Below are 13,057 nucleotides of genomic sequence, written 5' to 3' on the forward strand. Positions count from 1 at the left end.
GGATCTCTGTGCCAGGGGGCTCCGCGCTCGCCCCACCTGCTATCTGAGCCCTGCCTGCTACCCGAGCCCCACCTGCTATCTGAGCCCTGCCTTCTACCCGAGCCCCGCCCTGCCAGAGAAGCCTTCTTGGCAGAACGTCAACGGAACAAGGCGCCAGCGTCACGGTTGGCCCTCCCGGCGGGCGGCGACAGCCGCGAGGACGACAGGTCGATCTCGACACAGGGTGCCGGCATGGCGCCCTTGCGCTTGAAAGCATGGACCCTGAGTCGCTCCGGCGACGTCTCCCGTCTGTCGAGACGCAGCCGCCAGGGGGCGGCCGATCCTTGCTCGGCAAAGCGTGCCGAGCGCAGCACGACCCCCGTGCCACCGCCTTCGGTGACCGCCAGTTGCAGCCGCCTCAACCACGGCCCCTGAACGGCGTCGAACCAACTCAGCACCAGGTCACAACAGCCGCTTTTCAGCGCCTGTTCCGTGGCCCATAGCCGCTCCTTGAGGGACCGAGTCCGAATGACGATCAGCCGCGACAGATCCATCCCGGCAGCGCCCAGCGCCGCGCCGTGGGGCAGCCAGGGCGGGTCGACCCACAGCACACGCGCACAGCCTTTCATCAACGGTTCGAACAGACGAATCTCGCCCATGCCGTGACCGGCGACCAGCAGCTCGAGCAGATCTCCCCGCGGCCAGCCTCCGCCCAACACTGCATCGAGCTCATCGAAGCCGGTCGGGGACGCCTCGTCGGTGCCAACGTGGGGACTCCATCGATGGTGCTGCTGGCCGCGCCAGAGCGCGCCGCGCTTCATCAACAGCGCCAGGCTGTCGGAGGGGCTCGGGACGGCGGCCGCCCCTACCGATTCGTCTTGGCTGGAAAGTGCACTGGTGGCATGTGTCGCCCTCATCCTCCCCCCTTGTCCTCTTCGTTCCTATGGCTCGGTCTTCTTGTTCGCCCCCTCTCTTGTTCGCCCCCTCTCTTGTTCGCCCCCTCTCTTGTTCGCCCCCTCTCTTGTTCGCCCCCTCTCTTAATCGCCCCCTCTCTTGTTCGCCCCCTCTCTTGTTCGCCCCCTCTCTTAATCGCCCCCTCTCTTAATCGCCCCCTCTCTTGTTCGCCACACCCTCTTGATCGCCCCCTCTCTTGATCGCCCCCTCTCTTGTTCGCCCCCTCTCTTGTTCGCCCCCTCTCTTGTTCGCCACACCCTCTTGATCACCACACCCTCTTGATCGCCACACCCTTTCCGGCTAAAGCCGTCAGCTCCGAATACTGTCATTTTATACAGTATTCGAGAAAATCCAACCCATCGTCCAAGCAAAACACTGTCCGACACCAGGCGTCTCTCTACTGCCTAATTCCTGCTTTCCGATAGCGGTTTGCCACGCCGCAGTCTCCAGCACAGATTCCGGCCCCACCGTTCGCACTACCGGGCTAAAGTGAGTCGCAGAACCTGACCCAGCTCAGGCATGGCTTACGTCGGCTGTGAAATAGTGCTCCTGCCCTCACACGACCCGGCCTCGTTATCTGTCACGGAAACCCGAAACACCATGCTCAAGCCCCACGCCAGCACCAGCTCATGGGAGATCAGGGTTCGCGGCTGCGTCCAGGGGGTGGGGTTTCGCCCCACGGTGTGGCAGTTGGCTACCCGATTGGCGCTCGACGGGGAGGTACTCAACGACGGCGAAGGCGTGCTGATTCGCGCAAGCGGGCCGGCATCGCAGCTACAGCACCTGGTGCGAGCACTACGAGACGATCCGCCCCCCCTGGCCACGATCACCAGCATCGACGTTGCCTCTTGCTGCCACCCGATCACCGCCACGGGGTTTGGCATCGTCGACAGCCACGGCGGCGCAACGCGAACCGACATCGCTCCAGACGCCGCCGTCTGTGCAACGTGCCAGGAGGAAATCCTGAGCAGTGACCAGCGACGCTCGGGTTATGCCCTGACCAACTGCACCCACTGCGGGCCGCGGTTGAGCATCATCGAGGCCATGCCCTACGACCGCGCGGCAACCACCATGTCCCGCTTTCCACTGTGCGCTGACTGCCGACGCGAGTACCTGGACCCGGCCAACCGCCGCTTTCACGCCGAGCCCATCGCCTGCCCCGCCTGTGGCCCCACGCCGAGGCTGATAACACTCGGTGAGCCGCCCTCTTCCGCGACGCCGAATCACGACCCGGTCAGCGAGGCCGCCGCCCTGATTGACGCTGGCCATATCGTTGCCATCAAGGGGCTCGGAGGCTATCACCTGGCCTGCGACGCCACTCGAACGGATGTGGTCGATCGGCTGCGCCGGCTCAAGCAGCGCCCCACCAAACCCCTGGCCGTGATGGTCGCCGGCATCGACATGCTGCATCGCTACTGCGAACCGAGCACACAGGAAACGGCAACCCTGGTCTCCCCCGCGGCCCCCATCGTGCTGTGCCGCAAGCGCCGGGATCAGCAAAACGATAGCGGCGGACTGGCCCAGAACCTGGCCCCGGGTGTCTCGCTGCTCGGTGTCATGCTGCCCTACACCCCACTGCATGTGCTGCTGTGCCGGCATCTATCCGGCCCCATCGTCATGACCAGCGGCAATGTTTCCGGGGCTCCGCAACTGACCGACGATGCCGAACTGGCAACGATGATGGCGTCGATCGCGAGTCACGCCCTGACCCATGACAGAGCCATCGCCCGACGCATCGACGATAGCCTCGTCCGGCTGGCCGGCGGAAAGGTCCGGGTACTGCGGCGAGCCCGCGGCTACGCCCCGATGTCCCTTCCCTTGCCGCCGGGCTTTTCCTGCGACGCTTCCGGCCTGGCCCTTGGCCCGCAACAGAAGGCCACCTTCTGCCTGATCGAAGGGGGCCGGGCGATCCTGTCCCCCCACCAGGGAGATCTGGACGATGCCGCCACCCTCGACGACTACGAGCGCAATCTCGCCGACTTTCGCGCGCTGTACGACCTCAAGCCCCGCTGGCTGGCCTGTGACGCTCATCCGGGCTATCAGACGACGCGGCTGGCCTACGAGATGGCGACACCCGAGCGGTTGCCCGTCATTCCGATAAGCCATCACCACGCCCATATCGCCGCCTGCCTTGCCGAGAACGGCTACCCGCTCGATGCGCCCGCGGTGATGGGCATCGTGCTCGACGGCCTCGGCCTGGGCGAGGACGGCTCGCTGTGGGGCGGCGAGTTGCTCATGGCGGATTACCGGGAGTCCTCGCGGGTGGCCCACTTGAGACCCGTCGCCATGCCCGGAGGAGCGGCCGCCTCACGCGAGCCCTGGCGCAACCTGCTGGCCCAGCTCCAGGCGGGACCCGGCCTGGACGCCCTGCTTCGACGCTATCCCGAACTCTCGCTGCTCAGGCGACTCGAGGCCAAGCCTGTCGCCACCCTCAGCGGGATGATCGAGCGCGGCATCAATTGTCCCAAAGCGTCATCCTGTGGGCGCCTGTTCGACGCCGTCGCCGCCGCCGTCCAGCTCTGCTTCGATCACCAGCACCACGAAGGGGAGGCCGCCATGGCCCTGGAAGCCCTGGCCCTCGAGACCACCCTCCTTTCCCCTGACACGCCCACCGCCGCTGACGCCCGGCAGGACGCCAGCGGCGCGGGCTCGCTCGAACCCGGCGAGCTCTTGCCCTACCCGTTCGCCATCCAGACCGATGACGACAGCGGCCTGTTCGTGATCGATCCCACACCGATGTGGCAGGCCCTGTTCGAGGACCTTTCCGCCATCGACAAGACCACGGCCAGCGCGGCCGCGATCATCTCGACGCGTTTCCACCGGGGGCTCGCCAGCACATTGGCCGACCTGACGCGTCGGCTGGTCGCGACCCGAGGGTTCGACACCGTCGTGTTGAGCGGCGGCTGCTTCCACAACAGACGCTTGCTGGAAGAGACCCTCCAGCGGCTTGCTCCCTTGCCCATTCGCGTACTGACTCACCGCCAGGTGCCGGCCAACGATGGCGGCATCGCGCTCGGTCAGGCCGTCATCGCGGCGGCACAGCACCCAGGGAGCCACCGCGATGCCACATGACCCAACCGCCATCCACCCCACCACAGGAGACCCGCCAATGTGCCTGGGAATTCCGGGACTGATCATTTCTCTCGACGATGCCGACGCAGGCCTCGCCACGGTCGACGTGAGCGGCGTTCGCCGGCAGATCAACATCGCCTGCATCATCGACGACGACCATCCGCCCGAGCGCTGCGTCGGTGACTGGGTGCTGGTCCACGTGGGCTTTGCCCTGAGTCGTATCGATGCCGCGGCCGCCGCCAGAACCCTCGAGATGCTTGACGAACTGGGCGAGACGCAGAACGAACTCGACGCCCTGACGATGACCGGACACCAGGAGGCAACCCCGTGAACTTTTCCGATGAATTCCGCGATCACACCCGAGCTCGTCAACTGATCGAGCGTATCGGTGAAGTGGCCAGCCAGATCGCCACCCGGCGCGAGGACCCCGTTCGCATCATGGAAGTCTGCGGGGGCCACACCCATGCCATCTTTCACTACGGCCTGGAGGCCATGCTGCCCGCGAACCTCGAGCTGATTCACGGACCCGGTTGCCCCGTCTGCGTGCTGCCCATGGGGCGGGTCGATGACTGCGTCGCCATCGCCGAACGCCCGGAAGTGATCATGACCACCTTCGGCGACGCCATCCGCGTCCCCGGCTCCCGCAAGAGCCTGTTGCAGGCCAAGGCGGAGGGAGCCGATGTGCGCATCGTCTATTCGCCCATGGATGCCCTGGCGCTGGCCAGAGAGAACCCGCAACGCGAGGTGGTGTTCTTCGGGCTCGGCTTCGAGACCACGACCCCCTCCACCGCCCTGACGATCGCTCAGGCCAAGCGAGAAGGCGTGACCAACTTCTCCGTGTTCTGCAACCACATCACCATCGTGCCCACCCTCAGGGCCATCCTCGACAACCCCGACCATCGACTGGACGGCTTTCTTGGCCCGGGTCACGTCTCGATGATCATCGGCACCGCCCCCTACCGCTTCATCGCAGAGCAGTTCGAGCGCCCGGTGGTCGTCTGCGGTTTCGAGCCGCTGGACATCCTCCAATCGCTGCTGATGGTGCTCAAGCAGATTCATGAAGGACGCTCGGCGGTCGAGAACCAGTACCAGCGCGTCGTCGAGGCCGGCGGCACCCTCCCGGCACAGGAGGCCATGGACCTGGTATACGAGCCCCGTGACCGGTGCGAGTGGCGTGGGCTGGGATCGATCGAGGAGTCTGGCGTGCGCATCCGCGAGGCGTTCGCCGCCTTCGACGCCGAAAAGAAGTTCACTCTGCCCAACCAGCAGATAGCGGACCCCGACAGCTGCCGCTGCGGCGACGTGCTCACCGGCACCATGAAGCCGTGGCAGTGTGAGCTCTTTGGCACTCGTTGCACGCCCGCCATGCCCCGCGGGGCGCTGATGGTCTCGACCGAAGGTGCCTGTGCCGCCTACTACCAGTACGGCGGCGCCGGCGACCGCAAGCGGACCCTGTCATGAGCCCCCCGACAGAGCACCGGCCTTCCCGGGTGACGGCGAGTCTGGTGACCCAGGCCCACGGCGGTGGCGGCAAGGCCATGAAGGACCTGATCGATGACGTCTTCGTGAGCGAATTCCAGGCCACCCCCACCGTTCTCGAAGACCAGGCGCGCCTCGATCTCGGCTCGCTTGCCGGTCTAGGCGACAGGCTGGCCATGACCACCGATGGCTTCGTGGTCAGTCCGCTGTTCTTCCCCGGGGGAGATATCGGCACGCTTGCCGTCTGCGGCACCGTCAACGACCTGGCCGTCGGCGGCGCTCGCCCTCGCTACCTGTCCTGTGCGGTGATCCTGGAAGAAGGCCTGCCCGTGGCGGATCTGCGGCGCATTGCGCGCTCCATGGCGACCGCTGCACGGGAGGCCGGCGTCGAGATCGTGACCGGTGACACCAAGGTGGTGGAGCGCGGCGCCTGTGATCGCATCTTCATCACCACCACCGGCATCGGCGTCATTCCCGCGGGCCGGCACCTGGGCATCGAGCGCATCGAGCCCGACGATGTGATCATCGTCAATGGGTGGCTCGGCGACCACGGTGCCGCCATTCTGGCGGCCCGAGGCGACCTGGCGCTCGACACCGATATTCGCAGCGACTGCGCCTCGCTCAACGGCATCATCGACGACTTGCTGAAGGCCGCACCCGACACTCGCTGTCTACGCGATGCGACCCGTGGCGGCATTGCCACCGTGCTCAACGAGATGGCCGATGCCTCACGGCTTGCCATCGCGATCGATGACCCGACGCTGCCCCTGCGCCGGGAGGTACGCGGGGTCTGCGAGATCCTCGGACTGGACCCGCTGTATCTGGCCAACGAAGGCAAACTGGTAGCCGCCGTGCCGCCATCACAGGCCGATGCCGCCTTGGCCGCCCTGCGCGCTCACCCCTTGGGCCAGCAAGCCGCCATCATCGGCAGCGCTCACCAGGGCAAACCCGGACGGGTAACGCTGCGTACCGGGTTCGGCGGCGAGCGACTCGTCGACATGCTGGTGGGCGAACAACTGCCCCGCATCTGCTAAGCGACCCTCAACAGCGTCACAGACGAACCACCCAGGAACCACCGCCAGTGCGAGACCCGCGTCTGGCCATCAAGGGGGCGATCACGCCCCCGTCGAGAATGCGCCCGCCGGGGCGTTGCGATGGAGGCGACGACGGCCTTTCGGTGAAAGGAAAGGCGGAGGGGATCATCGGGGCCATGTTTCAGTGACGAAAAGCCCATCGCCCTCATTCTTGGCGAGTGCGTCAGTCGATGCCGTAGCGCTGCAGCTTGGCTCGCAACCCTATGCGTGAAAGCCCCAGCTCGCTGGCCGCTCGGGTCTTGTTGCCGCGATGACGCTTGAGCGCCTGCACAAGACAACGGACCTCCATGCGCTCGACCTTCTCACGCAAGGTGCCATCCCCCGTATCGTCACCCACCCGCCCATCGGGCTCCGCCGTGGGCGGCGTGCTGGGCAGCGTCGGCGTCGGTGTCGGTGTCAAAGCCTCGGGCAAAGACGCTGGCACCCGGTCGGCCACGCCTGAGCACGCCAGCGCCGGCACCTCATCACGGGGGCGATCAGCGTGCGCTTCGTTGCTGACGCCGTTGACGCCACCGGCGCCGCGGACATGGGGCTCGAGAAGATCCCCGCCAAGCCAGGTGCCCGTCGAGAGTATCGCCATCCGGGTGATCTGGTTTTCCAGCTCGCGCACGTTGCCCGGCCACGAATAGGTCCTCAGGTACGCCATCGCCTCGTGGCTAAACCCTGCAATCCTGAGCCCATGAGCAGAGGCCACGCGAGCCAGCAGTGTCTCGGCCAGCAAGGCAATATCACCGCGACGCTCGCGCAACGGTGGCACGGTAACGGGCGCGACAACCAGTCGGTGATAGAGGTCTTCGCGGAAGCGCCCAGCCGCCACCTCGGCAGACAAGTCGCGGTTGGTGGCGGCAATGATGCGGGCGTCGACCCGGCGCACGCCGTTGGTCCCGGCCGGGCGTACCTCCCCCTCCTGCAGAAATCGCAGCAGGCGAATCTGAAAGGCCGGTGAGATATCGCCGATTTCATCGAGCAGGATGGTGCCGCCGTGGGCCTGCTCGAGCATGCCGATGCGACTGACATGCGCACCGGTGAAGGCACCCTTGCAGTGGCCGAAGAGTTCACTTTCCAGAAGCTCGTCTGCCACTGCACCACAGTTGACCGCATGAAAGGGCTTGTCCGAGCGCAGGCTGCTGGCGTGAATCGCGCGCGCCATGAGTTCCTTGCCGGTGCCCGTCTCTCCCATGACCAGCACGGGAACATCGAAACCGGCGATGCGCGCCGCCATGTCACACACGCGATTAAGGGGGGAGTCAGGCCCCCGAAGAATCGTCTCGAAACCGCCGGCATCGCGCAGACCGCTGCGGTGGGCCTCCAGCCGTCCCAAGACCGTCGGCTCAAAAAGCTTGCGCTCTGTCTTCAGTCGTTCGCACTCGCGCTCCAAGTGATAGAGCCTGAGCGCATGACCCAGAACCCGCTCTAGCTCTCCCGCGCAACACTCTCGACGAAGGACGTGAAACAGGCGCGGGCAGTCGGTGAGTCTCTCCTCGAGGCGCGCCATGTCGCTGGCGTCGACACCCACGATTCTCACGACCGACAGCACCTCTGGCCAGTCATGCCCAAGCTCTCTCAGCCACGCGATTCTGTCCTCGACGTCATTGCCATGTGCATCGATGGCAACAATGACCAACCCGATCCATTGCGAGGCGAGGAGCACTCGCGCCGACGGCCAGTCCGACGCTGTCAGGCACTCGATGTGCGCGCCGCACAGCCCCTGCAGCGTTGACGCCTGCTCGGCATCCGCGACGACCAGAACGCCGGGCAGCGACACATCAGGGTGCCCATTCAGCGCCTTCGCCGCCGTTGCCTTGTTGTCTCCGCTCATGCCGCACCAGCCGCTCATGCCGCACCACTCCCTCAGACCGCCCGCCAGACAGGCCAAGCGGTCGAATCAGACAGACTTGTCCTCGACGACGTCGAGCGACTCCTTCGCCTGGGGCGGCGCCTTGTGACGAACACTTTCTCGCCGCGCCGCTATCCAGTCGAGCCACGCCGGCATCCCTTCACCGCTGCGTGCCGACAATCGAATGATCTCGATATCGGGATTGATACGACGTGCGTGGGCCTCGCAGGCCTGCATGTCGAAATCGACATACGGCGCCAGGTCGATCTTGCTCAGCACCATCAGCGAGGCGGCGGCGAACATGTGGGGATACTTGAGCGGCTTGTCCTCCCCTTCGGTCACCGAGAGGATCACCACCTTGGCGTCTTCGCCCAGATCAAACCCCGCCGGACACACTAGGTTGCCGACATTCTCGATAAACAACAGGCTTCGAGGAGGAAGCGCCATCTGCGTAAGCGCCCGCTCGATCATCGACGCGTCGAGATGACATCCCTTGCCGGTATTGACCTGCAGTGCCGGCACGCCAGTCGCCCGGATCCGCTGTGCGTCGTTGGCCGTTTGCTGATCGCCTTCGATCACCGCGACATCGCCACTCGGCTGCTGCCCGAGGGTTTCGACAAGCAGTGTCGTCTTGCCGGACCCCGGGCTCGACATCAGGTTCAGGGCGAGAGTGCCCTGCGCTTCCAACCGGGCGCGATTGCGCTCGGCGATGCGATTGTTGCGCGCGAGGATATCTGTCTCGATCGCGACCAGCCGCCGCTGCGATACGCCGGCGACATGCACCCCGGCCGGCCCCTTGCCATAGTCCAAGGTGCTATCCCGACGGTGGCCGGGGTACGTGACGTCTGCGGCCTCGTCTGCAGTGTTCGGTATCGCCGCGGCGAGAGGATGGCGAGACGGCGCAGGATGCCGATCAAGGTGACGACAATCGTCGTCGTGATGGCCATGCTCATGCGGGTGTTCAAGCCCGTGGTCATGCGAGTGTGCGTGACCATGCGAGTGCCCGTGATCATGCGAGTGCGCGTGGTCATGCGAGTGCTCGTGATCATGCGAGTGCCCGTGATCATGCGAGTGCTCGTGATCATGCGAGTGCTCGTGGTCATGCGAGTGCCCGTGATCATGCGAGTGCCCGTGATCATGCGAGTGCTCGTGATCATGCGAGTGCCCGTGATCATGCGAGTGCGCGTGATCATGCGAGTGCGCGTGGTCATGCGAGTGCTCGTGGTCATGCGAGTGCTCGTGATCATGCGAGTGCCCGTGGTCATGCGCCCGGGCATGACCTTCCCCCGCCTTCGGGCTGGCTGGGGGGCGAGAAGTGGAACAACCACAGACGGTGCACATTAGACTACCTCCAGTTCCTTGACGCGAAGCTCCTCTCCGCCCGTCACCCTCAACCGTGCCCCTTGGCAACGCGGGCAATCGTCGCCGCGGCGTGCGATCTCAACCGTCTCGTTGCAGCCAAAGCACCAGGCGCTGGCCGGCACATCCACGATATCCAGGGTGGCCCCCTCGGCAATCGAACCCCGCGTGGTCACCTCGAAGCCAAACGCGAGCGCCCCAGGCTCGACACAGGACAGCACGCCGATCTCGAGACAAACGCGAGAAACACGATCGAAAGACTGCGCCAACGCCTGTTCCTCGATCAAATCGACAATGCTCTGACAGATAGACATCTCATGCATGCCGCGCTCCTTTTAGCGATTCTGCCCTTGCCGCGGGTCCATCCCGGTCGTCTGCCAGATCACCGGCAGGCAGGGATCGACGCAGGCCAGGGCCAGGGCCACCCGCTGCGCAGCCAATCGATCTCCGGGGCCATGGGCCGATTCGATCAATGCGGCCAGAAAGTTGTGCTGCGAACCTTCATCGCAGGCCAACATGGCGTCCGTAGGTGTCCTGATGCGGTAGTCCATCACCCTATCGCCGTCGCAGATAGCGCTGTGGGTCAGGCGCCCTCTGGCAGCCTCGGCCCAGCCTCGGCCGTCTGTCTCTCGACCGCATCGACCCTCTGCCCCCCCCGATCTCAGCGATGTGATCAAGAGCGCGACCTCGAAGACCCTGGCCAGCATACGCACGTAGAGACTCAGGCCTTCAGACGCCAGAAAAGGCCCTAACACCGGCGTTGACAGCGGATTTCCGATGACCCGAGCCACGAAGGTGGGCTCGACAGCGGGAGAAAGCCGCCCAAGGCCCGCCGGCCAATCCGCTACCCTGCGCAGCATCTCGGCGGGCACCGTCGCCGCACCCTCTCGCCAGCTATCGATATCGTCAAGAACGCTCGAGGCCGGTCCCCCGAACGTGGCACGCTCCAGGTCATTCAGCACTCCCTGGACGTCCGCGGTCGCGACAGAAAGCCGCCCCAGTCCTCTCAGCGCCCCCACATCCACCGCCATACCCAGGGCCTTGGCCCAGTCGCGAAAGATGACCAGCGCATGTTCGCGCAGCGTCTCGCGCTCAATATCACGGGTACAGGTTGCAGCGACCGGCAACCCCATGGCCAAGGCTGCGGCGGCCGATTGCGCAGCGCTACACAGGTTGAAGAGACGGCCGATCATCGTTATGGCCTCACTTCTGCTGCGCCCAATCACCATCCTCGTCGGCAGCGCTCCCTGCGCGCTGACCCGAAAACCGGCATGTCCCGCCGACGGACAAGTCACCAGCAGCGACGGCATCATGTTCATTCGCCCTCGGGCGTCTGCCGCTGGCCGGTAAGAAATTCCCGCCGTGACTCGAGGCGAAGCCCTGATAGAGGCGCCGCGCTCAGGGCCCCCTCGCGTGCCGGCGTCTCGACCCGATGACCCAAGGCTTCGTCATCGACGCCTCGATCCTGGGCATCCACGATGCTCGAATCCATGGCCTCTACATCGCTGGCACGTAGGCTCTGGATCTCGGCATGACGATCGGTCTGCGCCCGGTTGGCCGGATCGAACAACCCCGAGATGGCGGCACGCGCCACGTCGGTAGCGTGGAGTTGGCTGGCGAACTCGCCCATATCAGAAAACAGGGCGCAAGCAAGATACGGGCCCACCGGCGCACGCACATTGAAGAGAAACTCATAGTCGCCGGAGGGAAAGCCGAAGCATCGCTTGTGTCCCGGCTGGTAACCGTGCAGGTCGTCACCGGGGCCTGGCAGCACGACAAGGTTCATGAACCACGGCGTCACCAGAATGCCCACCTGTCGCTCCTGCCATGCGGTGAAACCCACCGCCTCGACCGCCAATGATGCGTTGCAGAAAGGCGCGTCCTTCATCGCAGTCGCGTGGATCTCGCGAAACACCTGAACCAGTGCCGTCACGGCGCCAGCGCCCCCTGAGGTAGCTACGCGCTCCTGTGCAGGGGACTGGCTCACCACCATGAACTGGCTGCGCTCGCCATCGCACTGCGGGCAGCGCCAATCCTCCGGCAAGGCGGAAAATGGCGTGCCCGGATCGACCTGACGGACATCGTCGCCCTGCGCCGCGTCATAGCAGTACCAGCAGATCTTGCATTCCATCACGGCATCATCGGCAAGCCGCGCCACATCCCCAAGAAACGAGCCTTCAAAACGAGCAATGCTCACGCCATGGCCTCCGACACTTCTTGAAGTCGCACTGCCGAATCCGCCAGGTCTTCCGGTGCGGCACAGGCCACATCGGGAACCGCCGACACTTCGATGATATCGAGAATCAGCGCGTCCTGAGAGTTGTAGTAGCGCACCCGCCAGACATCAGCGATGGCGGTACTTTCGATGCGGCAGTTGCCGTACCCCCGCGACAGCATGGTGACCTCTCCCTTGCCGAGCGCAGCGTCCAGGTAAGCCAGGTCCTCCGGCGAGTGCGGCAGCAATGACAGGTTGATCGCATAGGGCTCAGCAAACTGCTCGCGACCTTCACACTGCTCAAGCAGCTCCGAAACGATATGGGGGCCGTTCACCACACCACCCTCGGCCGGCGGAGAGCAAAAGATGCGCGCCGCCTGCCTGCGCAGCACCGCCGTCGGCATGAGCCCTATCTCCACGTACTCGCGCTCGATACGATCACGGTTGCCGTCCTCTCCTGCCTGGCCCGAGGCGTCCATCGGCCGGCCCCCCGTCACGTCACCTGCCACGTCATCTCTCGCGCTATCTATCGCGTTATCTATCTCGTTATCTATCGCACTGTCTATCGTGCAATCTATCGCATTGCCTACCGCACCGCCCGGCACTCGGTCTGTCGTAGCGCCTGACGGCCCGCCCACGGGATCATGACCAGGCATCACCCGCCATACCCCGGCGAAGACCGATTCCTGTATATCCACCGGCGCCCGCCCTGCGACGCGAATCGCGACTTCACCTTCGCCCAGCGCCTGGGCGAAAACACGCGCATTCTCGGCATCAAACGGTGGGCGATGAAACACCAGGTTTTCTCCGCCCGGCGTCCATGTCGCCGCCAAGCGGGCCAGCGCCCGCAGGGCCTTCCGCGCCGGCGCGATTCGCTGCGGGTCATCCACATCGGGGTAGTGCGGCTCGAAGGTGCGCATGCCTGACGGCATCGCCAGATAATCAAGCTCACCCTGGTCGTCCGCATCGGGCTGGCTGCCCGGACCGAAACCGATCGGTGGCCGCATGAAACCCTGAGTCATGGTCGATCCTCTATTCGTCGCATCAAGTCCCGGACCATCCCACCGA

At 65.2% G+C, this 13,057-nt stretch carries 12 protein-coding genes; 5 read left to right on the forward strand and 7 right to left on the reverse strand.

Annotation, left to right across the window (positions count from 1 at the left end; genetic code table 11):
• Positions 1-137: 137 nt before the first annotated feature.
• Positions 138-896: a translesion DNA synthesis-associated protein ImuA gene (gene imuA, locus ACUN9Y_RS10195; RefSeq protein ID WP_445460597.1), complete on the reverse strand. Its 759-nt coding sequence runs from the start codon at positions 894-896 to the stop codon at positions 138-140.
• Positions 897-1,533: 637 nt separating this feature from the next.
• On the opposite strand from imuA, the gene hypF reads away from it, so the two are divergent.
• From hypF to hypE, 4 genes are read left to right on the forward strand one after another with little or no spacing between them, the layout of a single operon-like run.
• A complete protein-coding gene (gene hypF, locus ACUN9Y_RS10200; RefSeq protein WP_445460598.1) occupies positions 1,534-4,005 on the forward strand; it encodes a carbamoyltransferase HypF in 2,472 nt (823 codons plus the stop codon).
• A 37-nt stretch (positions 4,006-4,042) separates the two neighbouring features.
• The gene (locus tag ACUN9Y_RS10205; RefSeq protein WP_445460599.1) at positions 4,043-4,336 is read left to right on the forward strand and encodes a HypC/HybG/HupF family hydrogenase formation chaperone; all 294 of its coding nucleotides are present in this window, start codon (positions 4,043-4,045) and stop codon (positions 4,334-4,336) included.
• The gene (hypD, locus tag ACUN9Y_RS10210; RefSeq protein WP_445460600.1) at positions 4,333-5,466 is read left to right on the forward strand and encodes a hydrogenase formation protein HypD; all 1,134 of its coding nucleotides are present in this window, start codon (positions 4,333-4,335) and stop codon (positions 5,464-5,466) included. Before ACUN9Y_RS10205 ends, hypD begins: the two co-directional genes overlap by 4 nt.
• On the forward strand, positions 5,463-6,518 hold the full coding sequence (gene hypE, locus ACUN9Y_RS10215; protein WP_445460601.1) for a hydrogenase expression/formation protein HypE: 1,056 nt from the start codon (positions 5,463-5,465) through the stop codon (positions 6,516-6,518). The genes hypD and hypE overlap by 4 nt, the downstream gene beginning before the upstream one ends.
• Before the next feature lie 223 nt (positions 6,519-6,741).
• Here hypE and ACUN9Y_RS10220 read toward each other — a convergent pair whose 3' ends face one another.
• Positions 6,742-8,415 (reverse strand): sigma-54 interaction domain-containing protein, encoded by a 1,674-nt coding sequence (locus ACUN9Y_RS10220; protein ID WP_445460602.1) that lies wholly within the window; start codon positions 8,413-8,415, stop codon positions 6,742-6,744.
• Between the two features lie 48 nt (positions 8,416-8,463).
• Entirely contained in the window at positions 8,464-9,288 is an 825-nt protein-coding gene (hypB, locus tag ACUN9Y_RS10225) for a hydrogenase nickel incorporation protein HypB (protein ID WP_445460687.1), read from the reverse strand.
• Positions 9,289-9,333: 45 nt separating this feature from the next.
• Here hypB and ACUN9Y_RS10230 point away from each other — a divergent pair, with 45 nt between their 5' ends.
• On the forward strand, positions 9,334-9,759 hold the full coding sequence (locus tag ACUN9Y_RS10230; RefSeq protein WP_445460691.1) for a hypothetical protein: 426 nt from the start codon (positions 9,334-9,336) through the stop codon (positions 9,757-9,759).
• On the opposite strand, the gene hypA is transcribed toward ACUN9Y_RS10230, so the two are convergent.
• The 4 genes from hypA to ACUN9Y_RS10250 form a co-directional block, all read right to left on the reverse strand.
• Entirely contained in the window at positions 9,756-10,097 is a 342-nt protein-coding gene (hypA, locus tag ACUN9Y_RS10235) for a hydrogenase maturation nickel metallochaperone HypA (protein WP_445460603.1), read from the reverse strand. The two genes, ACUN9Y_RS10230 and hypA, sit on opposite strands and share 4 nt — an antisense overlap.
• A 12-nt stretch (positions 10,098-10,109) precedes the next feature.
• Positions 10,110-10,967, reverse strand: a complete 858-nt coding sequence (locus tag ACUN9Y_RS10240; protein ID WP_445460604.1) for a hypothetical protein — start codon at positions 10,965-10,967, stop codon at positions 10,110-10,112.
• A 122-nt stretch (positions 10,968-11,089) separates the two neighbouring features.
• Positions 11,090-11,971, reverse strand: coding sequence for a [NiFe]-hydrogenase assembly chaperone HybE (locus ACUN9Y_RS10245; RefSeq protein WP_445460605.1), 882 nt, complete (start codon positions 11,969-11,971; stop codon positions 11,090-11,092).
• Positions 11,968-13,011, reverse strand: coding sequence for a hydrogenase expression/formation C-terminal domain-containing protein (locus ACUN9Y_RS10250; protein ID WP_445460606.1), 1,044 nt, complete (start codon positions 13,009-13,011; stop codon positions 11,968-11,970). Before ACUN9Y_RS10250 ends, ACUN9Y_RS10245 begins: the two co-directional genes overlap by 4 nt.
• Positions 13,012-13,057 lie beyond the last annotated feature (46 nt).

The organism is Halomonas sp. V046 (assembly GCF_052645355.1).